This is a genomic window from Bradyrhizobium lablabi (assembly GCF_018129385.1).
Classification (GTDB): domain Bacteria; phylum Pseudomonadota; class Alphaproteobacteria; order Rhizobiales; family Xanthobacteraceae; genus Bradyrhizobium; species Bradyrhizobium lablabi_C.
Genome location: NZ_JAFCLN010000028.1, coordinates 34,942 through 58,891, shown reverse-complemented (window position 1 = coordinate 58,891; position 23,950 = coordinate 34,942). Strand labels below are relative to the sequence as shown.

The following is a 23,950-nucleotide window of genomic DNA, read 5'->3' as shown; positions in this document are numbered from 1 at the left end:
ATTCAGCGATGCCCGCTCAAATCGGTGATATCAGGCGCATCGCCATTGAGCGGGTTGTTGGGATCGCGCCGGTAACGCAGCGTTTCGAACCGCATGGCGCGGGCGTCGACCATCAACAGGCGCCCGACCAGGCTTTCGCCAAAGCCGACGATCTCGCGGATCGCCTCCAGCGCCATCATCGACCCCAATATGCCGGCCAGAGCTCCCATCACGCCGGCCTCGGCGCAGGTCGGTACGGTGCCTGATGGAGGCGGTTCGGGAAACAGGCAGCGATAGGTGGGATTGAGCTCGCCCTGTTCGTTGCGTTCGTGCGCGCGGATCGTGGTCAGCGAACCATCGAACTGGCCGAGCGCGGCGGTGATGAGCGGCTTTGCGGCGAGGAAACAGGCGTCGGAGACGAGATAGCGGGTTTCGAAATTGTCGGAGCCGTCGAGCACGAGGTCGTAGCCGCCAATGATGGCCATGGCATTGGCGGCGCTCAGCCTGACAGCGTGGGATTCGAACAGCACATGCGGATTGAGCGCGCGGATCTGTTCCGCCGCGCTGTCCACCTTGAGCCGGCCGATCTCCGGCGTGGTGTGGATGATCTGGCGCTGGAGGTTGGACAGCGAGACGACGTCGTCATCGACCACCCCCAGCGTGCCGACGCCGGCGGCCGCCAGATACATCAGCGCCGGCGCGCCAAGGCCGCCGGCGCCGATCACCAGCACGGAGGCCTCCTTCAGCGCAGCCTGGCCGGGACCGCCGACCTCGCGCAGCACGATATGGCGGGCGTATCGTTCGAGTTCTTTGGCGCTCAGCATTTCGGACCAGTTCCTCGCCTCATCACTCTCTGCCCTCATGGTGAGGAGCGCGTCTTCGCGCGTCTCGAACCATGAGAGCCCGTGGCCCATCCTTCGAGACGCGCTTCGCGCTCCTCAGGATGAGGACCTATTCTGAACCGGCGTCCGGTTGTTGCCGACCAAGCAGATGTGCATAATCGGGCAGACCTGCAATAACCCCGATATTTCAACGCATATTGCTTGGGATTTGTCATGAGACCGGTGCTTTCGGCAACCCTATTGGTGGCGGCGATCGGGGTGTCCGGGCCGGCTGCGCTGGCGCAGATGACGCCGCCCTCGACCGCCGGCGCCAAGCCGAAGGCGGTGACGACCACCCGAATTCGCCCGGCGACGCAGACCCCGGCCGATACCGCCAATGCGATGGCGCAGGCCGAGCGGCTGGCGCTGCAATCCGACCTCGCCTGGGTCGGGGAATATAACGGCGCCATCACCGGCGAAGTCAGCGAGCGCATGGTCAATGCGATCAAGGAATTCCAGAAGAGCCGCGGCGCCAAACAGACCGGCGTGCTCAACCCGCAGGAGCGCGGCATCCTGGCCGACACCGCAAGGCGGCGGCAGGAAAACGCGGGGTGGAAGATCATCACCGATCCCGGCACCGGCGTGCGGCTCGGCATCCCGACCAAACTGGTGCCGCAGTCGGCGAGCGATGCCAGCGGCACCAAATGGACCTCGCCGACCGGCACCACGCAGATCGTGCTGACGCGGCGCAAGGAAACCAGTCCCACCACGGCAAAGCTCGCCGAGCGGGAAAAGAAGGAAGCCGGCCGCAGCATCGACTACACCGTGGTCAAGCCGGACTTCTTCGTGCTGTCGGGCCTCCAGGGGCTGAAGAAGTTTTACATGCGCGGCACGTTCAAGGGCGACGAAGTCCGCATCCTCACCATCCTGTACGATCAGGCGGTCGAAAATACCGTCGAGCCGGTCGTGATCGCGATGTCGAGCGCATTCAATGCGTTTCCGACCGGCGCGCAGGCTGCGGGCCCGCCGCCGCGCAAGACGGTCGAATACGGCACCGGCATCGTCGTCAGCGACGACGGCGCTATTATCACCGACCGCCAGTTGATCGACGGCTGCATCGCGATCGCGATTGCCGGCCATGGTCATGCCGACCGCGCCGCCGAGGACAAGGAGCGCGACCTGGCGCTGCTGCGGATTTACGGCGCGCGCGGGCTGAAGCCTTTCAACCTTGCGGGCGGCGCGAAGACGGCGGTCGACCTTGTCGGCATCGCCGATCCGCAGAACCAGGGCGGCGGCAATGCGGTGAGCAGCGCGAAGGTGCAGGTCAGCGATACCGTGGTATCGCCGCCGCCCGCACTCGGCTTTTCCGGCGCCGCGGCTGTCGATGCGGATGGAAAATTTGCCGGCCTCGTGCAGCTCAAGCCGGTGCAGGTCGCGGGACTTGCAACGAACGGCACGCCCACGGCGCAGGCCGCACTGGTGCCGGCCGATGCGGTGCGCGAGTTTCTGAAGGCGAACGGCGTGAGTGCGTCGGGCGGCGGGACGGATGCGAAATCGTCCGTGGTGCGCGTGATCTGTGTGCGGAAGTAGTTCGCCGTCATCATCCGCGAAAGCGGATGATCCAGTATTCCAGAGCAGTCGCGATAAAGCCGAGACGCCGCGGCGTACTGGATACCCGCCTTCGCGGGTATGACGAGTTTTGGTGAGGCGAGATATTGCCCCTCACCGCAATGTAAACCTCACCCCCGCACGCGCCAGCCCTCCGGCAATCCCGACCGGCGTGCCGTCGGCGCGCCAGCAGGCGGCGCCGAGCATGCGGCCGTCGTCGCCAAACTCGATCGCGTTCATGCCGCCGGCCACCGTCGGCATCACCTGTATCAAGTGACCCATCGCCGCGAGTTTTGCGCGCACGCTCTCCGGCACGCCCTGCTCCACCTCGAGCGCATTGCCTTCCGTCCATACCCGCGGCGCCTCGACCGCTTCCTGCAAGCTCATGCCGTGGTCGATCAGATTGATCAGCGCCTGCATCGCGCTTGGAAAGATGCGCTTTCCGCCGGGCAGGCCTAGCGCGTAGCGCAGCTTGCCGTTTTGCAGCGCCATCATCGGCGACATCGAGGTGGTGACCCGCTTGCCCGGCGCCAGCGACAGCGCATGGCCGGGACGCGGATCGTAGAGATTCATGTAATTGTTCGGGATCGTGCCAAGGCCGGGAATCAAAATCTTCGCGCCGAACAGATTGTTGATGGTCTGCGTGGTTGCGACCACGTTGCCGAACGCATCCGCCGCCGTCATGTGGGTGGTGTCGGCGCTTTCGAGCTGCGCGATGCCCGCGCCCCATTTTTGTGCGCGGGCAGGATCGATGGCGCGGCGGCGCTCGTCGGCATAGGTCTTTGAGGTCAGGCGCTCTACCGGCACGTTGACGTAGGCGGGATCGCCGCTCGCCGCCTCGCGGTCGGCAAAGGCGATCTTCAGGACTTCGGCGAGGTAGTGGATGGTCTGCGCGGTGCCGAAGCCGCTTGTGGTGATGTCCCAGCCTTCGAGAATGTTGAGCATTTGCGTGATGTGCACGCCGGAGGCTGCGGGCGGCGGCGGCCCCAGAATTTCCCAGCCGCGGTAGTCGCAACGGATCGGTTGCCGCTCGACGGTCTGGTAGGTTCGCAAATCCTCGTGCGCGATAAAACCGCCTTTCGCCTTCATGTAGTCGACGAGGACATTGCCGAGCAGACCGTTGTAGAGCGCGCCCTCGCCATGCTGCGCGATGTAGGCCAGCGTCTCCGCATATTCCGATTGCACGACGCGCTCGCCGGGCTTCAGCGGCTCGCCCTTCGGCAGATAGATCGCCGAGATCGGCTTGTCCTTGCGCATCTCCACGGCGCTGTCGGTGATGCATTCATGCAGATAAGGCGTCGCGGCGTAACCGCGCGAGGCATGCTTGATCGCGGGCTGCATGACGTCGGCAAGGCTCATGGTGCCGAACCGCGCCAGCGTTTCGCACCAGGCTTTTAGCGAGCCCGGCACCGCGACCGCTTTCGGGCCGTTGAGATTCTCATCGCCGACGGTGTCGAACACATCGTGCGCCGAACCGGGTTTCGACGTGTAGGTATCCGGGCGCACCGCCAGCGGCACCGTGCTCTGGCCGTCGATGAAGCGGTGGCTGCCGTCGGCGAGGCGGATATGCGCCATGCCGCCGCCGATGATGCCGACCATCATCGGCTCCACCACCGTCAGCGTGAACAGCGTGGCGATCGCCGCATCGATCGCGTTGCCGCCGGCGGCCAGCATCTCGGCCCCCGCGGCGGATGCCAGCGGATGGTTGCTCACCACCATGCCGCGGCTGGAACTCGCCGGCTGCTTCTCGCACACAAAGCTCGTCGCCGTGCGATGGCGCCAGTTGCTGTTCATGATTGCTCCCTGCTCGTTCTTCTTTGTCTTGTTGTATTCGACAGCTTTTCCGGCTCGCGTTCCAGTATTGCTACGGAATAGGCAGCTACCTATAATTCTCCATCATAAAACTGTCATGATTGATTCGGACTTCCACGATCCCTCCGGATCGAGGCTCGGCGCGTCTTGGGCAAAATATCCGGCAACGCGAATGCGAAGCACCTTGGCGTGGCGAACCGCATACCCGTGAGCAGGGATCATCGATGCAGACCATCGTTTTGGCTACCCAAAAAGGCGGCGCCGGCAAGAGCACGCTGGCGATCGGCCTTGCCCGCGCGGCAATCCAGGCCGGACACAGCGTCCGCCTGATCGAAACCGATATGCAGGGAACGCTGTCGAGCTGGCAAGGGCGCCGCGCCTATGCCGAACCGCTGGTCGAGCCGGTCTACGATGCGCGCGACGTCGAGCAGCACCTGCAATCCCTGGCGCATGACGGCACGACGCTCGCCATCGTCGATACCGCGAGCGGCACCAGCGCGGTGACGTCAGCGGCGATTCGCCACGCCGACCTGTGCCTGATCCCCGCGCGTCCCAGCATCGCCGACATCGAGTCGGCCGCCGCAACACTGAGCGTGGTGCGCGCCTGCAAAAAACCTTTCGCCTTCGTGCTCAATCAGACGCCGGCGCGCGGCCGGCGCGTCGACAACGCCGCTGCCGCGATCGGCGACGACACGACATCCGGCATGGCCGATGTCGTCGCCAAACCCTTCATTGCCATGCGCAACGACCATCAGGACGCGCTCAGCGCGGGACTTGCGGTCAGCGAATTCGCGCCGGAAGGCAAATCGGCCGACGAAATCCGCTCGCTCTGGCAGTGGGTCGAGGCGAAACTCAACAGCGGCATCACCGATCACGCCGAGGCCGGCGGCAAGCTGGCAGATACCCGACCTTCGGCGCAGGCTGCGCGCGACGCGGATGCGAGCTGGGATGCCTGTCTCTGAGCTTCGGACACCTGTGCTTTTTGGTGTCAACCGCCAGTAGATAAACGGGATAGACACACCGCGATTATCGGGCATCATTGAAGATACTGATTCGGACTTCCGCGATCCGCTTTGGCGGATCGGGCCGGGCACGTCCTGGGCAAGAATTGCCCCGCAGCGCGCAAATGCGATGCACCTCAGGAGTGTGGCGTACCCGCGTACCCGGCCAGCGAATCCAAGGGACGTTCCATGCACACGATCGTATTGGCCACCCACAAGGGTGGCTCCGGCAAGAGCACGCTTGCCGTCGGCCTCGCGCTTGCCGCAATGGAGGCCGGACACGTCGTCCGCCTGATCGAGACCTGCCAGCTCGGCACGCTCTCTCACTGGCAAGGACGGCGGGCCGATGCGGAAAAGCTGGTCGAGCCCGTCTATGCCGCCGGCGATATCGCGCCGCGCCTGGCCGCGATCGAGGACGAGGGCGTGACCCTGGCGATCGTCGATACCGCCGCCGCCGGCGCCGCGACGACATCAGCCATTCGTCTCGCCGATCTCTGCTTGATCCCGGCACGCCCGAGCATCGCCGACATCGAGGCGACCGCCTTGACGCTGCGCGAGCTGCGCGCGGCGAATGCGCCGTTCGCCTTCGTGCTCAACCAGACCCCGATCCGCGGCCAGCGCATCAGCACCGCCGCCGGCACGCTCGGCGGATCCGCGCTCGATATTCCCGATGTCGTCGCGCAACCCTTCATCGCGATGCGCAACGATCACCAGGACGCGCTGCGCGCCGGCCTTGCAGTCAGCGAGTACGCGCCGGAAAGCAAAGCCGCCGAGGAGATCCGCGGTCTCTGGAACTGGATCGAGGAACGGCTCGGCCTTGCCGTCGTCGCCGGACGAGAGGAAGCCGCGAGCGATCTGCCGATCGTTTCGATATCAGGGATTCAGGCGCCTGCCGAAGCGGCACGGTTCATCTGAGCTTGCCGTAATCACCTGTGTCTGTGTCGAGCGGGACTCTAGCCCCGGACCTGCCCGACACGGACACGGGTGGTCCATCCCGCCGGTCCCAAGGCTATCGCATATGGGCAAGGACTTGATGAGGCGGCTTCGTTGTGGCCATCCTTCGAGGCGCCCGCCTTGGCGGGCTCCTCAGGATGAGGTCTTGTTTCGCGGCGACATCCTAGACCCTCATGGTGAGGAGCGCCGCTTGCGGCGCGTCTCGAACCATGAAGGCCGGGCTCGCTCACACGCTCAAATGGATCATATGCGATAGCCCTGCCGTCGGCCCGGTCACTTCTGGCACTTCGGACACCAGAAGGTCGAGCGGCCGTTCTGATTGAAGCGGCGCACGATGCCGCTACAGCCCGCGGTCTGGCACTTTTCGCCTTCGCGGTCGTAGACCTGGAACGCGTGCTGGAAATAACCGAGCTCGCCTGTGGTCTGGCGATGGTCGCGCAGCGACGAGCCGCCCGCCTTGATCGCCTGGTTCAGCACGCCATGAATGGCGGTCACCAGCCGCCTGGCATGATCGGTCGGCTCAGCCTTCTTGTTGGCCAGCGTCGCCGCCGATCGCCGCGGCGACAGCTGCGCGCGAAACAGCGCCTCGCAAACATAGATGTTGCCAAGCCCTGCCACCACGCGCTGGTCGAGCAGCGCCGCCTTCAGGCTGGTCTTCTTCTCGAAGCAGGACGCCGCCAGCATCGCCGCGTCAAATTCATTGCCGAGCGGCTCGGGCCCGAGCCCCCGGAGCAGCGGTTCCTCCTCCAACTCGTTGCGCGCGATGATCTTCATGTAGCCGAAGCGGCGCGGATCATTGAATACGACCGCCGCGCCGGAGGACATGTGAAACACCACGTGGTCGTGGGCGCGATCCTCGTTGCGCGGATAATGAAAGTCGCCCGGCGTCGCCTCCGCCTCGCCCTTCAGCACGCGGAAGGAGCCCGACATGCCCAGATGCATCAGCAGCACGTCGCCGGAGGTCAGGTCCGCCATCAGATATTTGGCGCGCCGGCCAAGCCCGGTGACGGTCTGACCGTTCAGGCGCGCAGTAAAATCCTTTTGAAAGGGAAAGCGCAAATCCTTCCGGCGGGCTTCCGCTTTCAGGATTTTTGCCCCCTCCATGACCGGCTGAAGGCCGCGGCGAACCGTCTCGACTTCGGGTAATTCAGGCATCGGGTCATTCACCTTATGGAGGTGACGTGATAGCTCCATTGCGCCGGGCGCGCTATGGTTAGTGCCTGTGGAGTGTTGAGTGATGGATCGGCCGGAGCAAACCACGCATTTTGGCTACAGGGACGTGCCCCTGGGCGAAAAACAGTCGCTGGTGAACGACGTGTTTCGCAGCGTCGCCTCGCGCTACGACCTGATGAACGATTTGATGTCGGCCGGCCTGCACCGGGCCTGGAAGGACATCATGATCACCACGCTCAACCCGCCGAAATCAGACGCGCCGTTCGCGCTGCTCGACGTTGCCGGCGGCACCGGTGACATCGCGTTCCGGGCGGCGAAGAAATCGGGGGCCGGCTTTCGCGCCACCGTCTGCGACATCAACGCCGACATGCTGCAAGTCGGCCGCAACCGCGCGGCTGCTCAGCATCTCGATGACCGCGTGACGTTCGTCGAGGGTAATGCCGAGGCCCTGGCCTTTCCCGATCGCAGCTTTGACGCCTACACCATCGCGTTCGGCATCCGCAACGTGCCGCAGATCGACCTGGCGCTGAAGGAGGCCTGGCGCGTGCTGCGGCCCGGCGGCCGGTTCCTGTGCCTGGAATTTTCCACCGTCGACGTGCCCGGCCTCGACAAGCTCTATGACCTGTTCTCGTTCCGGGTGATCCCGCCGCTTGGCCGCGCCGTCACGGGCGATGCGGACTCTTACCAGTATCTCGTCGAGTCGATCCGCAAATTTCCAAAGCCAAACGCCTTTGCCGAAATGATCGGCGCCGCCGGCTTTTCGCGCGTCAAATGGCAGAGCCTCTCGGGTAACATCGTGGCGTTGCATTCGGGCTGGCGTTTGTGATCTCTGCGACAACCCACATCGCGCGGCTGGCCCGCGCCGGCCTGGTGTTCGCGCGCGAGGGCGTGTTCGGCGTCATCGATCCCGCGCTGGTGCCGCCGCCCGCGCAGCTCCTGATGAAGCTCGCGCGATTGATCGAGCGGCCCGGCGCCAAATCCGGGCCCCGGCTGTCGCGCGCGCTGACGCGGCTGGGCCCGGCCTATCTCAAGCTCGGACAGTTTCTGGCCACCCGCCCCGACGTGGTCGGCGTCGTGATGGCGCGCGACCTCGAAAGCCTCCAGGATCGCCTGCCGCCGTTTTCGCAGAGCGAAGCCGAGGCGGCGATCGCGCAATCGCTGGAAAAGCCCGTTGCGCAGGCCTTTGCGAGCCTCGGGCCGTCCGTGGCCGCGGCATCGATCGCACAGGTGCATCGCGGCGAGGTGCTGCGCGACGGCGTGCGCCATCCGGTCGCGGTGAAGGTGCTGCGGCCCAATGTCAGTTCGCGCTTCCGGCGCGACCTCAGCGATTTCTTCTACGTCGCGCACAAGGCCGAAGCGCATTCGGCGGAAGCGCGGCGGCTGCGGCTGGTCGAAGTCATCAACACCATGTCGCGCTCGGTGGCGATGGAAATGGATCTGCGGCTGGAGGCGGCGGCGCTCTCCGAGATGGCGGAGAACACCCGCGACGATCCGGATTTCCGCGTGCCGACCGTCGACTGGGACCGCACCACCCACAACGTGCTGACGATGGAATGGATCGACGGCATCGCGCTGAACGATCACGCGCGGCTGGCGCAGGCGCATGTCGACCTGCCCGATCTCGGCCGCAAGATCATCCAGAGCTTTCTGCGGCACGCGCTGCGCGACGGCTTTTTCCATGCCGACATGCATCCGGGCAATATGTTCCTCGACGACACCGGGCGGCTGGTCGCGGTCGATTTCGGCATCATGGGGCGGCTCGGGCTGAAGGAGCGGCGCTTCCTCGCCGAGATCCTGCTCGGCTTCATCACCCGCGACTATCGCCGCGTCGCCGAAGTGCATTTCGAGGCCGGCTATGTGCCGGGCCATCACTCGGTGGAGAACTTTGCGCAAGCGATCCGCGCCATCGGCGAGCCGATCCACAACCGCACCGCCGAAGAAATCTCGATGGCCAAGCTGCTGACCTTGCTGCTCGAGGTCACCGGCCTGTTCGACATGCAGACGCGGCCCGAGTTGATCCTGCTGCAAAAGACCATGGTGGTGGTGGAAGGCGTGGCGCGCGGCTTTGACCCAAAACTCGATATCTGGAAGGTCGCCGACCCCGTGGTGCGCGAGTGGATCGAGCGCAATCTCGGCCCGATCGGCCGCATCCAGGGCGCCATGGCCGGCGCGGGCGAACTCGGCCGCGTCGCCGCCAACCTGCCGGCCATCGCCAGCCGGGCGCTGACCGTGCTGGAGCATCTGGAAGGCATGGTCCGCCATGGCGTGGTGCTGTCGCCGGAGACCGTCGCCGCGCTGGGCCGGGCCGAGCGCAGCAAGAACCGCTGGCGCACGCTGGCGCTCTGGATCATGGCGCTGACGTTTATTGGCGTCCTGTTCGCCGTGCTTCGGCTCTGATTGCAAAGCTAGCGTTGATTTGCTAGCATTGCTAGCAATATAGCTCCGGGACGGCAGCCATGGCCAATCTCAGCATCCGCAAGCTCGACGACGCCATTCATGAAGAATTGCGGCTCCGCGCCGCCCGCAATGGCCGCTCGGTCGAGGACGAGGTGCGGGTGATATTGCGCGATGCTTCGCAGCAAATCGGCCCGGCGCCGTCCCCGCAATCCACAGAACGCCAGCAACCCTCCACTGCGGCCACCGGAAACCCGCGGGTCACCCTGATCATCGGCGGCGGCATCGCCGCCTACAAGGCGCTCGACCTGATCCGGCGGCTGAAGGAGCGCCGCATCGAGGTCCGCTGCGTGCTGACCAAGGCTGCGCAGCAATTCGTCACCCCGCTGGCGGCGAGCGCGCTGTCGCATGAGCGCGTCTATACGGATCTGTTCGATCCCGAGAGCGAGTTCGACGCCGGCCATATCCGCCTCGCCCGCGAGTGCGACCTGATCGTGGTGGCGCCCGCCACCGCCGACCTGATGGCAAAGATGGCGCAGGGCCACGCCGACGATCTCGCCAGCGCGATTTTGCTGGCCGCCAACAAGCCGATCCTGCTGGCGCCGGCGATGAACCCGCTGATGTGGAATAACCCCGCGACCCGGCGCAATGTGATGCAGCTTCGCCGCGACGGCATCCATACCGTCGGCCCCAATGCCGGCGAGATGGCGGAGGCGGGCGAAGCCGGCGTCGGGCGGATGTCGGAGCCGACCGAGATTGCAGCTGCCGCCGAGCATATGCTGCGTCCGCCAAGACCGCGGCCACTGGCGGGCAAGCGCGTGCTGATCACCGCCGGGCCCACGCATGAGGCGATCGATCCGGTGCGCTACATCGCCAACCGCTCCTCCGGCAAGCAGGGTTTTGCGATTGCCGCCGCGGCGCAAGCGGCCGGCGCCGACGTCGTGCTGGTGACCGGCCCCGTCGATCTGCACGACCCGGCAGGCGTCACGGTGACTCACGTGGAATCCGCGCGCGACATGCTGCATCATGTCGAGGCCGCGCTTCCGGCTGACATCGCGATCTTCGCTGCCGCGGTCGCCGACTGGCGCGTCGCCACGGAAGGCGCGCAAAAGCTGAAGAAGACGCCGGCCGGCATGCCGCCGCTCCAGCTCGTTGAAAACCCCGATATCCTGGCCACGGTCTCCAAACTGACGGAAAAGCGTCCGCCGCTGGTGATCGGTTTTGCCGCCGAGACCGAGCATCTGATCGATAACGCCAAGGCCAAAATCAAGCGCAAGGGCTGCGACTGGATCGTCGCCAACGACGTCTCGCCAGCCACAGGCGTGATGGGCGGCGACCGCAACACCGTGCATCTGTTGACGCGCGACGGCGATGATATCGATGTCGATTCCTGGCCGGTCATGACCAAGGAACAGGTCGCAGCCGAACTGGTGGCGAAGATTGCGAAAGCGGTGGAGACAAATTCGTGAGCGCTACGGTGAAAGTGGATATCCGGCAATTGCCGCATGCCGAAGGCCTCGCGCTGCCGGCCTACCAGACCGCTGACGCCGCCGGGCTCGATCTGCTCGCAGCGGTGCCACAGGACACGCCGATGATCCTCGCTCCCGGCAAGCACGCAATGGTTCCAACGGGCCTGACCATCGCACTGCCGTCTGGCTATGAGGCGCAGGTGCGGCCGCGATCGGGCCTCGCCGCCAAGCACGGCGTCACCGTGCTCAATTCACCCGGCACGATCGATGCGGATTATCGCGGCGAAATCTCGGTGATTTTGATCAATCATGGCGAAACGTCGTTCCCAATCCGGCGCGGCGAGCGCATCGCGCAGATGGTGATTGCGCCCGTGGTGCGGGCAGCGCTGGTTGTGGTGGAAGAGCTCTCCGGCACCGGCCGCGGCAGCGGCGGTTTTGGCTCGACCGGGCGCTAGCTGAGCCGGCAGCCGCGCCATTACGGAAACATTTCGTAAAGCCCTCGCACTTTTTTCAGTGGAGGATTCACGTTCACGGTTCGGACTCTTACCGGTCGAGTCGCCTTGGGACTATTCTCAAATGATTCGCGCGTCGATGTGGGGAAACGTCGGGGCGTGGAATCGTGCGTTCTTGGGGCAAAGTATGTCAGGCGTAGTCGCGGCGATGCGTCGAACCCTGCTGTCGTGCACCTCACTGGCGCGCCACGGCATGAGCGGACTCGTCACTACGCTTGTGCTGCCGTTCGGAACCGCCGTGGCCGCCGAGCTCGCCATTGCGGACACGATTTCGGCCTGGCTCGACCTCAATCACCAGGAATTCGCCGTCCTGACCACCGCGCTGGCGCTGCTCGGGTTCTCCGTGGTGGCGGCGATCCTGTTGATGCGCACGCGCGTGCGCGCCGCACGCAGCGAATTGCGGCTGCGGGTCGAGATCGCCAGCTTGCAGGCGCAAGGCGACCGGCTGCGCGCGCTGCTGTTCGCCGAACCGCAGGTGCTGATCTCATGGGCGGCGGGCGACGACCGGCCGCGGATCAGCGGCGACGTGGCGCTGCTGGTGCCGGCAGATTCGCCGCAGCGAATCCTCGCGTTCGGAACCTGGCTGCCGCCGGAACCGGCGCTCCAGATGGAGCGCGCCGTCGACGCGCTGCGCGAAGCCGGCGAGGGATTTTTGCTTAACCTCACCACCTCGACCGGCCGCGCCATCGAGGCGATGGGCCGCGCGATCGGCGGACAGGCCATCGTGCGGATTCGCGAACTCGGCGGCGTGCGGCGGGAACTTGCCGAGGCGAACCTGCGCTACAAGGCGCTCTGGGAAGAAACCGAATTGCTGCGCGACCTCGCCGCCGCCGCACCCTGGCCGATCTGGGCCAGGAGCGCGCAAGGCGAGCTGCGCTACGTCAACGCTGCCTATGCGAAGGCCACCGAAGCGCAGAGCGCCGCGGACGCCATTGGTCGTAATCTCGAGCTGCTCGAGACCGACCAGCGCGGCCAGCTCGGCCGGGCGCTGAACGACAACGCCAGCTACGCGGCGCGGCTCCCCATCGTGGTTGGAGGCGAGCGCAAGACGTTTGACGTGCATGCGCTAAAACTCAATGGCGGCAGCGGTGGCATCGCCATCGACGCCGGCGAGGCGGCCGAGCTGCGCGCGGCGCTGACTCGCATGACGCAGGCGCATCGCCGCACGCTGGACCAGCTTTCTTCCGGCGTCGCCGTGTTCGACGCCCAGCGACGGCTCACCTTCTATAATGAATCCTACCGGCGGCTGTGGGGCCTCGATCAGGCGTTCCTCGATTCCAATCCGGATGATTCGAGCGTGCTCGACCGCCTGCGCGCCAGCCGGAAACTGCCGGAGCAGCCGGATTTCCGCGCCTGGAAGGCCAAGCTGCACGAGGCGTATCGCGCGGTGGAACCGGAAACCTACACCTGGTTCCTGCCGGACGGCCAGGCCATTTCCGTCGTCACGACGCCGAACCTCGAAGGCGGCGTGACCTATCTGTTCGACAACGTCACCGAAAGCCTCGACATGGCGCGGCGGTACGACCGCCTCACCCGTGTCCAGCGCGAAACGCTTGATAATCTCGCCGAGGCCGTCGCGGTGTTCGGCAGCAACGGCCGCGCCCAGTTGTTCAACCCGGCCTTCGCCAAGATGTGGAAGCTTTCGCCGGAAGCGCTGCGCGAGGAGCCGCACATCGAGACCGTTGAAAGCCTGTGCCGGCCTCTGTTCGACGATTCCATCGTCTGGGGAGCGCTGCGCAAGGCGATTACCGCGATCGAGAACCGCGCCCAGGTCGCGCTGAAGCTGGAGCGCAAGGACGGCAGCGTGCTGGAATGCATGACCATGCCGTTACCCGACGGCGCGACCATGCTGACCTTCCAGGACATCACCGACACCGAGAACGTCGAGCGCGCCTTGCGCGAACGTAACGAGGCGCTGGAAACCGCCGACCAGATGAAGGTCGATTTCGTGCAGCACGTGTCCTACGAGCTGCGCTCGCCGCTGACCACCATCGTCGGCTTCGCGCATTTCCTCAGCGATCCCTCGACCGGGCCGCTGACGCCGAAACAGGCCGAGTATCTCGACTACGTCACCAAATCGACCAATGCGCTGCTCGCGCTCACCGACAACATCCTCGACCTTGCCACCATCGATGCCGGCGCCATGAAGCTGGAGCTCGGTCCTGTCAATGTCGGCAAGGCGATCGCGGCCGCAGCCGAAGGCATTCAGGACCGCCTCGCCACCGATCGCATCACGCTGAACGTCGAAGTCGATCCCGGCATCGGTGACTTCACGGGCGACGAGCGGCGCGTGGTGCAGGTGCTCTATAACCTGCTTGCCAACGCCGTCGGTTTCTCGCCGGAAGATGCCGCCGTTGCCGTTCGCGCGCGACGCACCGAGCATAGCGTCGTCTTCACCGTCACCGATTCCGGACCGGGTATTCCTGCCGAGGTCAAGGACAAGGTATTCAACTGGTTCGAAAGCCATTCCAACGGCTCGCGGCACCGCGGCGTCGGTCTCGGACTTTCGCTGGTGCGCTCCTTTGTCGAACTCCACGGCGGCAAGGTGCGCGTCGATTCCATCGTCGGCCAGGGCACGACCGTCACCTGCGAATTCCCGGCCGACCAGGCCGCGCGCAACGCTGCCGAATGACGGCACGGACCACATTCTCGCTGGCGCTTCCAAACGAGGCCGCGACCGCGCAACTGATGGCCGACCTCGCGCTCCTGATCGGCCCCGGCGACGCCATCACGCTGTCGGGCGATCTCGGCGCCGGCAAGACCGCGGCGGCACGGGCGATGATCCGGTATCTCGCAGGCGACGATGAGCTGGAGGTACCGAGCCCGACCTTCACGCTGGCGCAAAGCTACGAGTTGGCGCTTCCGCTTGTCCACGCCGACCTCTATCGCATCAACGATGCGTCCGAGCTGGAGGAGATCGGCCTTTCGCCACTGCCGGAAGGCACGGTGGCGCTGATCGAATGGCCGGAGCGCGCGCCGGAGGCGCTTCCCGCCGACCGCATCGATATCGCGCTCAGCCACCGGCCCGCGCTGGGCTCGACCGCACGTGCCGCCGAGATCACCGGCTACGGCAAGGCGGCCGCGGTCGTCGAACGGCTGAAGGCGCTGCGCCAGTTCCTCGACGAAGCCGGGTTTGGCGAATCGAAGCGACTGCGGATGCCGGGAGATGCCTCGATCCGCTCCTATGCGCGGCTGGTCCGCGATGCCGGCTCCTTCATCCTGATGAACTCACCGAAGCGTCCCGATGGACCTGCGGTCTATGACGGAAAATCCTACAGCGCGGCGGTGCATCTGGCCGAGGACGTGAAACCCTTCGTGGCCATCGCCAACGGCTTGCGGGCGCGAAAACTGTCGGCGCCTGCCATCCGTTACGCCGATCTCGATGCGGGATTTTTGATCACCGAGGATTTTGGCACCGGCAGCGTGATCGAAGGCGATCCGCCGCAGCCGATTGCCGACCGCTATGAGGCCGCCACCGACATGCTGGCGGAGCTGCATCGCGAGGCGTTGCCGGAGACGCTGCCTCTGGCGCCGCAGATCACCTACAGCATTCCTGTCTTCGATACCGATGCGATGCTGGTCGAAATCGGCTTGATGCCGGAATGGTACCTGCCCGATCGCGGCGTCGAACTCAGCACCGAGCAACGCTCGCAATTTGCCGCGATGTGGCGCGAGCTACTGGACTCCAAGGCGGCGTCGACAGCACGAACCTGGGTGCTGCGGGATTTTCATTCGCCCAACATCATCTGGCTCGGCGATCGCGACGGCATCGCGCGCATCGGCATCATCGATTTCCAGGATGCGGTGCTGGGGCCGGCCGCCTACGACCTCGTGTCGCTGCTCCAGGATGCGCGGATCGACATCCCGGAGCAGCTCGAGCTCGCGCTGCTGACGCGCTACACCAAGGCGCGCCGCGAGGCGGACGAGAGTTTCGATGCTGCCGGTTTCGCCGAGCTCTATGCCATCATGTCGGCGCAGCGCAACACGCGGCTGCTCGGCACCTTCGCGCGGCTCAACCGCCGCGACGGCAAGCCGCAATACCTGAAGCACCAGCCGCGGATCTGGACCTATCTCTCCCGGTCATTGGCTCACCCGGCGCTGGCGGGCTTTCGCGAATGGTACGAGGCCAACGTCCCCCCGCCGGTTCCCTGATTTACCTTCTGTTAGCCGCCACGGCACTAATGTTCGGAGGGGGTCCACACGACGATGTGCGGTGCTGCCGCATTGGGGCACGGGGGACGAGAGGCCATGGTGGCAACAGAACGGCGCAGGGGCGAGCGCGTTACCTTCGAGCGCGGCATTCCGGCGCACATGATGGGTATCGACGGCACCTGGCGTCGCGACTGCACCATGGAGGACGTCTCCGAGACCGGTGCCAAGCTCACGGTGGAAGGCTCGGTCGAGGGCCTGCATCTGAAAGAATTTTTCCTGCTGCTGTCGTCCACCGGGCTAGCCTATCGCCGCTGCGAGCTGGCCTGGGTCAACGGCGACCAGATCGGCGTCAATTTCCTCAAGCAAGGCGACAAGAAGAAAAAGGCTGGGCGCCGCGCCGCGGCCGAGGTTTGAGCCCTTGCGGCCGTCGTATGGCCGTCATGTCCGGTGACTATGGCGTCAAGGTTACACAGCAGCCGAATCGCCGTGATATGATCCGCGGCAAAGCCAGTCCGAGAAATTCCGCCGAATGTCCGTCCGCCCCACCAAAGCCATGGTTCTCGCCGCCGGTCTCGGCGTACGCATGCGCCCCCTCACCGACCACAAGCCGAAACCGCTGATCGAGGTGGCCGGCCAGCCGCTGCTCGATCACGTGCTGGACAAGCTCGGCGGTGCCGGCGTCACCGAAGCCGTGGTCAACGTGCACTATCTGCCCGATCAGATCATCGAGCACACCAAGGGCCGCACCGGCCCGCGCGTGATCATCTCCGATGAACGCCACCAGGTGCTCGGCACCGGCGGGGCGGTGGTCAAGGCGCTGCCGCTGCTCGGCAACGCGCCGTTCTTCCATGTCAACGCCGACACCATGTGGATCGACGGCGTGCGGCCCAATCTGGCGCGGCTGGCGGAAGCCTTCGATCCCGCGCGCATGGACATCCTGCTCTTGATGGCGCCGACCACCAGCAGCATCGGCTATAACGGCCGCGGCGATTACTCGATGCTGCCGGATGGCGCGCTGCGCAAGCGCCGCGAGTTGCAGGTGGTTCCGTTCGTCTATGCGGGCGCAGCGATCATGTCGCCCTCGCTGTTCGCCGATGCGCCATCAGGCGAATTCTCGCTGACCAAAATGTTCGATCGCGCCAACGAGCAGGAACGGCTGTTCGGCCTCCGCCTCGACGGCGTCTGGATGCACGTCGGCACCCCCGACGCGGTCGCCGCCGCGGAAGAGGCGTTTCTGGAAAGCGTGGCGTAGAGGCCGAGGCTTAGCCACAAACCAAACTCGTCATGCCCCGCGAAGGCGGGGCATCCAGTACGCCGCAGCCCCTCGAATTTGTCTCCACCGCCTCTGGGATACTGGATCACCCGCCTTCGCGGGTGATGACGGTTTGAGGCGACGATGAAGGGTGCCCAACCCGAATTCCCTCCCTATATTGGCGCCCTGACTTTCGAATCAGGATGCCCATGCGCGTTTTCAGCGTTCCCGTTTCCGTGCCGCTTCTGCGCACCGTCATCGCTGCTCTGGTCGATGGCCGGCTGGTGGACGGATTCGAGGCGCGCGCAAATCCGGAACGACTGGCGCAGGCGACGGTGTACTTGCCGACCCGCCGCGCCGGGCGGCTGGCGCGCGAGATCTTTCTCGACGTGCTCGGCACCGATGCCGCGATCCTGCCGCGCATCGTCGCGCTCGGCGATATCGACGAGGACGAACTGGCGTTCTCGGAAGACAACGAGCCGGGCAGCATCGCGCCGCTCGACATTCCGCCGAACCTCGGCGAGTTGCAACGGCGGCTGGCGCTGACGCGTCTGGTCGCGGCCTGGGCGAAGCGCCCGGTGCTGTCACCGCTGGTGGTCGGCGGCCCCGCCTCCACCCTGACGCTGGCCGGCGATCTCGCACGGCTGATCGACGACATGGTGACGCGCGCCGTCGACTGGAACGCGCTTGATAGCCTCGTGCCGGACCAGTTCGATAAATACTGGCAGCACACGCTGCAATTCCTGCAGATCGCCCGCGAATACTGGCCGGCTTTTCTCGCGGAGGAAAACCGGATCGAGCCGGCGGCGCGCCGTGACATGCTGATCGACGCGGAAGCCGCCCGCCTGACCAAACATCACGACGGCCCGGTCATCGCGGCAGGCTCGACCGGCTCGATGCCGGCGACCGCAAAATTCCTGCACGCGGTGGCACGGCTGCCGAACGGCGCGGTGGTGCTGCCGGGCCTCGACACCGACCTCGACGAGGAGGCCTGGCGATCGATCGGCGGTATCAAAAATTCGCACGGCATCTTCACCACGCCGCCCGCTTCCAACCATCCGCAATATGCGATGCACGCGCTGCTGTCGCGCTTCGGCATCAAGCGCCGCGACGTCCAACCGCTCGGAAAACCCGCGCCCGGCGGCCGCGAGGTGCTGGTGTCGGAGGCGATGCGGCCCTCGCACGCCACCGCCGAATGGCACGACCGGCTGAAGCGGCTGGACATCGCGGCGCAGATCGCAGCCGGCATGGACAAGCTCGCCGTGATCGAGGCGCCCAATCCGGAAATGGAAGCGCTTGCGATTGCGGTCGCGATGCGCGAGGCGCGGCATCTGAACAAATCGGTGGCGCTGGTGACGCCGGACCGCGCGCTGGCGCGGCGGGTGACGGCGGCGCTGGCGCGCTGGAATCTCGAATTCAATGATTCCGGCGGCGATGCCCTGATGGAAACGCCCGCCGGCATCTTTGCGCGACTGGTGGCGGAAGCCGCAACCAAGGGATTGGAGCCGCCAACGCTGCTGGCGCTGCTCAAGCATCCGATGGTCCGGCTGGGCGGTGCGCCCGGCGCATTGACGCGCGGCATCGCGGCGCTCGAACTCGCACTGCTGCGCGGCACGCGGCCGCAGGCCGGAAGCGAGGGCCTCGCCGCCGACTTCGAGCGGTTCCGGGACGAACTGCGCAAGCTGGACAAGGGCGAGACTTCATCGCTCCACCGCGCCGAACCGCGAGCCCGGCTGAAAGACCGCGAACTCGATCGGGCCGGATCGCTGATCGCGGCCCTGCGCAAGGCCCTGGCGCCACTCGAAAGCCTTTCCGGTTCCAGACCGCATGATTTTGCCGAACTTGCGGAACGTCATCGCGAGACGCTGGTGAATCTTTCCACCGACGAACACGGTATGGCCACGGCCTTCGAAGATCAGGACGGGCTCGCCCTTGCATCCGCCTTTGACGAGCTGCTCGACCGGCAGCAGAAGACCGGCCTGATGGTCGAGCGGAGCGACTACGCCGAATTATTCCAGACGGCCTTCGCCGACCGGCTGGTGCGGCGGCGCGAACTGCCGGGTGCGCAGCTCCATATCTTCGGCCAACTCGAAGCGCGCTTGACGGAATCCGACCGCGTCATCCTCGGCGGGCTGGTCGAAGCGGTGTGGCCGCCGGCGCCGCGCGTCGATCCCTGGCTGAGCCGGCCGATGCGTCACGAACTCGGTCTCGATCTGCCGGAACGGCGCATCGGCCTTTCCGCGCACGACTTTGCGCAATTGCTCGGCCATGAAGAGGTGATCCTCACCCATGCGGCCAAGGTCGGCGGCGCGCCGGCGGTTGCCTCGCGCTTCCTGCACCGGCTGGAAGCCGTCGCGGGCGAAGACCGCTGGCAGGCCGCGAAGGCGGCCGGCGCCCATTATGTTCACTACGCCGACGCGATCGACCAGCCCGCGGCAGTGAAAGCGATCGAGCAGCCGCAGCCCAGGCCGCCGCTTGAGGCGCGTCCTGCGAAGCTTTCGGTCACCGCCATCGAGGATTGGCTGCGCGATCCCTACACGATCTATGCCCGCCACATTCTCAGGCTTCAGCCGCTCGATCCCGTCGACATGCCGTTGTCGGCGGCCGACCGCGGCTCCGCGATCCACGAATCGCTGGGCGAATTCACCAAGGCGTTCGCGAACACCCTGCCTGACGACATCCTCGGCAATCTGCGCCGCATCGGCGAAAAGCACTTTGCCCCGCTGATGGAGCGGCCGGAAGCCCGCGCGCTGTGGTGGCCGCGCTTCCAGCGCATCGCACGCTGGTTCGCCGATTGGGAAACCGCACGCCGCGGCGACATCGCCTCGATCGTCGCCGAGACCGAAGGCAAGATCGAAATCCTGCTCGGCGGAGATAGGAAGTTCATATTGACGGCGCGCGCCGACCGTATCGAACGCAACAGCGACGGCGGCTACATCATCCTCGACTACAAGACCGGCCAGCCGCCGACCGGAAAGCAGGTGCGGATGGGGTTGTCGCCGCAGCTCACGCTGGAGGCGGCCATTCTGCGCGAGGGCGGATTCGACGGCATCGATGCGGGCGGCTCCGTCGGCGAGCTGGCCTATGTCAGGCTGAGCGGCAACAATCCGCCGGGCGAGCACAAGACGCTGGAGCTGAAGATCAAGCAGAACGACACGCCGCAATTGCCCGACGATGCGGCCGACTATGCCCGCGCACAGCTCGAGGCGCTGATCCGCCGGTTCGATAGCCCGGATGAGCCCTACCGCTCGCTGGTGCTGTCGATGTGGACGGCGCGCTATGGTGACTATGACAACCTCGCCCGCGTCAAGGAATGGTCCGCCGCCGGCGGCATCGCGCTGGAGGAATATTGATGGCCCCGCGCACCATTCCCGCGCCGGTCCGCGACGCGCAGGCGCGCGCCTCCGACCCCGCCGCATCCGCCTTCGTGTCGGCCAATGCCGGCTCCGGCAAGACCCATGTGCTGGTGCAGCGCGTGATCCGCCTGCTGCTGTCGGGTGTGGCCCCGGAAAAAATCCTGTGCCTGACGTTCACCAAGGCCGCCGCCGCCAATATGTCCGAGCGCGTGTTCACGACGCTCGGCCATTGGGTAACGCTCGACGACGACGCGCTCGATGAAGCGATCCGTGACGCCGGCATCGCCCAGCCGACGCCGCGCCTGCGCCGCTCGGCGCGCGAGCTGTTTGCCTCGGCGCTGGAGACTCCGGGCGGGCTGAAGGTCCAGACCATTCACGCGCTCTGCACCCGCCTGTTGCAGCAATTCCCGTTCGAGGCCAACGTGCCGGCCCGCTTCGCGGTGCTCGATGACCGCGACCAGACCGAGATGCTGGAGCGCGCCAGCCTGGCGGTGATGCTGGATGCTTCGCGCGCGCCCGACAGCGCCATCGGCCGCGCGTTGCTCGCCGCGATGGCGAATGCGGCCGACGTCACCTTCAAGGAAGTCTTGCGCGAGGCCTGCCTCAGCCGCGATCACTTCATGGCCTGGACCGATGCCGCCGGCAGCGCCGCTACCGCGGCGGCGCAAGTTTCGGCGGCGCTCGGGGTCGATGACGCGGATCGCCTCGACGATATCGATCGCGAGATCGTCGATGGCCCGAACTTGCCCCGGTCGCTCTGGCAGCGGGCTGCCGCCGCGCTCGCTGCGAGCAGCAAAGCCGATCAGGCGCAGGCCGATCGTTTCCTCGAAGCCATGCGCGCGACCGACACCGCCCAGGTCGACGAATATCTTTGCGTCTTCCTCACTGACGGCAAGAGCCCACGCGCCTCGGTCGTGACCAACAATTTCCGGAAGGCAAATGCCGAGCTCGGCGGCCGATTCGACGCCGAGGCGGCCCGGCTCGGGCGGCTGATCGAAAAGCGCCGCGCCGTCGTCACGCGCGACCGGACCGAAGCTCTGCTGCATATCGCGATCGCGGTGGCCGCAAACTACCGGCGCGAAAAGCTGGAACGCGGCCTGCTCGATTATGACGATTTGATCGACAAGACGCTGACCCTGCTGGCAAGCGGCGCGGCGGCCTGGGTGCACTACAAGCTCGACCGCGGCGTCGATCATGTGCTGATCGATGAGGCGCAGGATACCAGCCCTCGGCAGTGGGACATCATCGAGCATCTGATTTCGGAATTCACCACCGGCGCGGGCGCGCGCGACGGCCTGGCACGCACCGTGTTCGCCGTCGGCGACGAGAAGCAGTCGATCTTCTCCTTTCAGGGCGCCGCGCCGCGCGAATTTGCCGAACGGCGCTGGGAGCTCAAGCGGAAGTTCGAAGCCGCGCGGCTGAAATTCGAGTCGATCCCCTTCACCTATTCGTTCCGGTCGGGACAGGCGATCCTGAAGTCGGTCGACCATGTGTTCCGCGAGGAGACGATCTACCGCAGCATTCACGCGGAAAAGACCTATCCGCTGCACGAGTCGTTGCCCGATGCCGGGCCAAGCCAGATCGATCTCTGGGAGCTTGCGGTCGCCGACGACAAGCAGGACATCGAAGGCTGGCGCGCGCCGTTCGACGGCGTCCCGGTGACGAGTGCCGAGGTCAAGCTGTCGAAGCGCATCCAGACCGAGATCAGAAAACTGGTCGCCGGTGGCACCATGACCGGACGCCGCGGCAACCGCCGCCGGCTCAGCTATGGCGACGTGCTGGTGCTGGTGCGGCGTCGCGGCAATTTGTTTGACGCCGTCATCCAGGCGCTGAAGCACGCCGGCATTCCCGTCGCCGGCGCCGACCGGCTCAAGCTCACCGAGCACATTGCCATCATCGATCTGATGCATCTCGCCGACGCCCTGTTGCTGCCGCAGGACGATCTGGCGCTCGCGGTCGCGCTGAAGAGCCCGCTCTTTGGCCTCAGCGAGGACGAGCTGTTCACGCTGGCATGGAATCGCGAGGGATCGCTGCGCGACGCGCTGGCTACCCATGCCGCCGGGAATGGCAGGTTCAAGGATGCGCTCGGTCGGCTCGCCGAGTGCGAGCATCGTTTCCGCAACCAGACGCCGTTTACGTTCTATGCCTGGCTGCTCGGCGGCGATGGCGGCCGCGCACGCATCCTGCGCCGCCTGGGACACGAAGCCAATGATGCGCTCGACGAGTTCCTTGAACTGGCGCTGTCTTACGAAAGGAAGGCGCCGGCATCGCTCCAGGGTTTTATGGCCTGGCTGCGCGCCGCCGACACCGAGGTAAAGCGCGACATGGAAATCTCGCGCGACGAGGTGCGTGTGATGACCGTGCACGGCGCCAAGGGGCTGGAAGCCCCCGTGGTGATCATGGCCGACACCACGACCTCGCCGTCCGATACCCAGCGCCTGCGCCTCATTCATCTGCCGACAGGAAACGGCAACAAGGTGGTGGTGTGGGCCGGACGCAAGGCGGACGATCCGCCGCTGGTGGCCGATGCGCGCAGCGCGATGCTGGACGAGACCGAGCACGAATATCGCCGCCTGCTCTATGTCGCCATGACCCGCGCGGCCGACCGGCTGATCATCTCGGGCTGCATGCCGGGCAACCGGAACAGTGTGCGCGAATATTCCTGGTACGATCTGGTCAAGCGCGGCCTTGAGCAGTCAGACTTGACGTTCGAGGAAATCCCGGCCGGCGACGGCGTGGTGAAGAGCTACCGGCGCGCGGAAGATGCGGGGCCCGGCGCAGAACCCGCTTTCGACGTTGCAGCCAGCGTCGCTCCGCCGCTGCCGGACTGGCTGCACGCGCCCGCTGCACCGGAGCACGCCGCGGCGCGCCAGTTGCGCCCGTCCGATCCCGGCAAGGATGAAGGGCGAAAATTCCGCACCGGCGAATCCGTCACGCAGCGCGCCCGCGCGCTACAGCGCGGCGTGCTGGTGCACCGGCTGCTGCAATCGCTGCCCGATGTCGCCCTCGATCGCCGCCGCGATCTTGCCTTGCAATATCTCGCCCGCAACGCCGATGGCTGGCCTGAGGCCGAACGCATCGCGCTTGCCGAACGGGTGCTGGCCCTGATCGCTGATGCCAGGTTCGCGGCGGTGTTCGCGCCCGGCAGCCGCGCCGAAGTGCCGATCGTCGGCCGGCTGGAGCGGCCGGGGCAGCCGCCGGCGCTGGTTTCCGGCCAGATCGACCGTCTGGTGGTGACGCCATCCGAAGTGCTGATCGTCGACTACAAGACCAACCACGCCCCGCCTGCCAAGGCGGAGGAGGCGCCGCAAGGCTATGTCCGCCAGCTCGCGCTTTACCGGGCGGTGCTCGGAAAACTTTATCCCCAGCGGACGGTCCGGGCAGCGCTTTTTTGGACCGAAACGCCTGATTTGATGGAAATTTCGACCCCCGCGCTGGACGCCGGACTGGCATTTCGAGCATGACGG

General features: G+C 66.0%; 16 protein-coding genes. 13 read left to right on the top strand and 3 right to left on the bottom strand.

All coding sequences use genetic code 11. The features are described from left to right. Positions 1-2 precede the first annotated feature (2 nt). On the bottom strand, positions 3-803 hold the full coding sequence (locus tag JQ628_RS32335; protein ID WP_212230089.1) for a HesA/MoeB/ThiF family protein: 801 nt from the start codon (positions 801-803) through the stop codon (positions 3-5). Between the two features lie 231 nt (positions 804-1,034). Between JQ628_RS32335 and JQ628_RS32330 the strand changes: the two genes are divergently transcribed. Next, positions 1,035-2,390: a serine protease gene (locus tag JQ628_RS32330; protein WP_212230087.1), complete on the top strand. Its 1,356-nt coding sequence runs from the start codon at positions 1,035-1,037 to the stop codon at positions 2,388-2,390. 132 nt (positions 2,391-2,522) lie between these two features. Here the strand turns inward: JQ628_RS32330 and ggt are convergent, their stop codons facing one another. Next, complete coding sequence (gene ggt, locus JQ628_RS32325) at positions 2,523-4,202, bottom strand: gamma-glutamyltransferase (protein WP_212230085.1); 1,680 nt, start codon at positions 4,200-4,202, stop codon at positions 2,523-2,525. Between the two features lie 242 nt (positions 4,203-4,444). Here ggt and JQ628_RS32320 point away from each other — a divergent pair, with 242 nt between their 5' ends. Next, complete coding sequence (locus JQ628_RS32320) at positions 4,445-5,182, top strand: ParA family protein (RefSeq protein ID WP_212230083.1); 738 nt, start codon at positions 4,445-4,447, stop codon at positions 5,180-5,182. Between the two features lie 228 nt (positions 5,183-5,410). Further along, a complete protein-coding gene (locus JQ628_RS32315) occupies positions 5,411-6,136 on the top strand; it encodes a ParA family protein (RefSeq protein WP_212230081.1) in 726 nt (241 codons plus the stop codon). Between the two features lie 312 nt (positions 6,137-6,448). Here the strand turns inward: JQ628_RS32315 and mutM are convergent, their stop codons facing one another. Next, on the bottom strand, positions 6,449-7,330 hold the full coding sequence (gene mutM, locus JQ628_RS32310; RefSeq protein ID WP_212230079.1) for a bifunctional DNA-formamidopyrimidine glycosylase/DNA-(apurinic or apyrimidinic site) lyase: 882 nt from the start codon (positions 7,328-7,330) through the stop codon (positions 6,449-6,451). A gap of 82 nt (positions 7,331-7,412) precedes the next feature. Here mutM and ubiE point away from each other — a divergent pair, with 82 nt between their 5' ends. From ubiE to addA, 10 genes are all read left to right on the top strand, one after another. After that, a complete protein-coding gene (gene ubiE / locus JQ628_RS32305; protein WP_212230118.1) occupies positions 7,413-8,174 on the top strand; it encodes a bifunctional demethylmenaquinone methyltransferase/2-methoxy-6-polyprenyl-1,4-benzoquinol methylase UbiE in 762 nt (253 codons plus the stop codon). Beyond that, the gene (gene ubiB / locus JQ628_RS32300) at positions 8,171-9,745 is read left to right on the top strand and encodes a 2-polyprenylphenol 6-hydroxylase (RefSeq protein WP_212230077.1); all 1,575 of its coding nucleotides are present in this window, start codon (positions 8,171-8,173) and stop codon (positions 9,743-9,745) included. Before ubiE ends, ubiB begins: the two co-directional genes overlap by 4 nt. A gap of 59 nt (positions 9,746-9,804) precedes the next feature. Further along, positions 9,805-11,211 (top strand): bifunctional phosphopantothenoylcysteine decarboxylase/phosphopantothenate--cysteine ligase CoaBC, encoded by a 1,407-nt coding sequence (coaBC, locus tag JQ628_RS32295; protein WP_212230075.1) that lies wholly within the window; start codon positions 9,805-9,807, stop codon positions 11,209-11,211. Next, positions 11,208-11,666 (top strand): dUTP diphosphatase, encoded by a 459-nt coding sequence (gene dut / locus JQ628_RS32290; RefSeq protein ID WP_212230073.1) that lies wholly within the window; start codon positions 11,208-11,210, stop codon positions 11,664-11,666. Before coaBC ends, dut begins: the two co-directional genes overlap by 4 nt. Positions 11,667-11,850: 184 nt before the next feature. Beyond that, positions 11,851-14,355, top strand: coding sequence for a PAS domain-containing sensor histidine kinase (locus JQ628_RS32285; protein WP_212230071.1), 2,505 nt, complete (start codon positions 11,851-11,853; stop codon positions 14,353-14,355). Beyond that, positions 14,352-15,875: a tRNA (adenosine(37)-N6)-threonylcarbamoyltransferase complex ATPase subunit type 1 TsaE gene (tsaE, locus tag JQ628_RS32280; protein ID WP_212230069.1), complete on the top strand. Its 1,524-nt coding sequence runs from the start codon at positions 14,352-14,354 to the stop codon at positions 15,873-15,875. Before JQ628_RS32285 ends, tsaE begins: the two co-directional genes overlap by 4 nt. A gap of 96 nt (positions 15,876-15,971) precedes the next feature. After that, on the top strand, positions 15,972-16,289 hold the full coding sequence (locus tag JQ628_RS32275) for a PilZ domain-containing protein (RefSeq protein ID WP_212230062.1): 318 nt from the start codon (positions 15,972-15,974) through the stop codon (positions 16,287-16,289). Between the two features lie 115 nt (positions 16,290-16,404). After that, positions 16,405-17,127: a nucleotidyltransferase family protein gene (locus JQ628_RS32270; protein ID WP_212230060.1), complete on the top strand. Its 723-nt coding sequence runs from the start codon at positions 16,405-16,407 to the stop codon at positions 17,125-17,127. Between the two features lie 209 nt (positions 17,128-17,336). Continuing rightward, entirely contained in the window at positions 17,337-20,480 is a 3,144-nt protein-coding gene (gene addB, locus JQ628_RS32265; RefSeq protein ID WP_212230058.1) for a double-strand break repair protein AddB, read from the top strand. After that, positions 20,474-23,947, top strand: a complete 3,474-nt coding sequence (addA, locus tag JQ628_RS32260; protein WP_433996181.1) for a double-strand break repair helicase AddA — start codon at positions 20,474-20,476, stop codon at positions 23,945-23,947. The genes addB and addA overlap by 7 nt, the downstream gene beginning before the upstream one ends. Positions 23,948-23,950: the final 3 nt, after the last annotated feature.

Coding starts and splice junctions, on each gene's coding strand:
- JQ628_RS32335 (WP_212230089.1), bottom strand. CDS start 803: ATGCTGAGCGCCAAAGAACTCGAACGATACGCCCGCCATATCGTGCTG.
- JQ628_RS32330 (WP_212230087.1), top strand. CDS start 1,035: ATGAGACCGGTGCTTTCGGCAACCCTATTGGTGGCGGCGATCGGGGTG.
- ggt (WP_212230085.1), bottom strand. CDS start 4,202: ATGAACAGCAACTGGCGCCATCGCACGGCGACGAGCTTTGTGTGCGAG.
- JQ628_RS32320 (WP_212230083.1), top strand. CDS start 4,445: ATGCAGACCATCGTTTTGGCTACCCAAAAAGGCGGCGCCGGCAAGAGC.
- JQ628_RS32315 (WP_212230081.1), top strand. CDS start 5,411: ATGCACACGATCGTATTGGCCACCCACAAGGGTGGCTCCGGCAAGAGC.
- mutM (WP_212230079.1), bottom strand. CDS start 7,330: ATGCCTGAATTACCCGAAGTCGAGACGGTTCGCCGCGGCCTTCAGCCG.
- ubiE (WP_212230118.1), top strand. CDS start 7,413: ATGGATCGGCCGGAGCAAACCACGCATTTTGGCTACAGGGACGTGCCC.
- coaBC (WP_212230075.1), top strand. CDS start 9,805: ATGGCCAATCTCAGCATCCGCAAGCTCGACGACGCCATTCATGAAGAA.
- JQ628_RS32285 (WP_212230071.1), top strand. CDS start 11,851: ATGTCAGGCGTAGTCGCGGCGATGCGTCGAACCCTGCTGTCGTGCACC.
- tsaE (WP_212230069.1), top strand. CDS start 14,352: ATGACGGCACGGACCACATTCTCGCTGGCGCTTCCAAACGAGGCCGCG.
- JQ628_RS32275 (WP_212230062.1), top strand. CDS start 15,972: ATGGTGGCAACAGAACGGCGCAGGGGCGAGCGCGTTACCTTCGAGCGC.
- JQ628_RS32270 (WP_212230060.1), top strand. CDS start 16,405: ATGTCCGTCCGCCCCACCAAAGCCATGGTTCTCGCCGCCGGTCTCGGC.
- addB (WP_212230058.1), top strand. CDS start 17,337: ATGCGCGTTTTCAGCGTTCCCGTTTCCGTGCCGCTTCTGCGCACCGTC.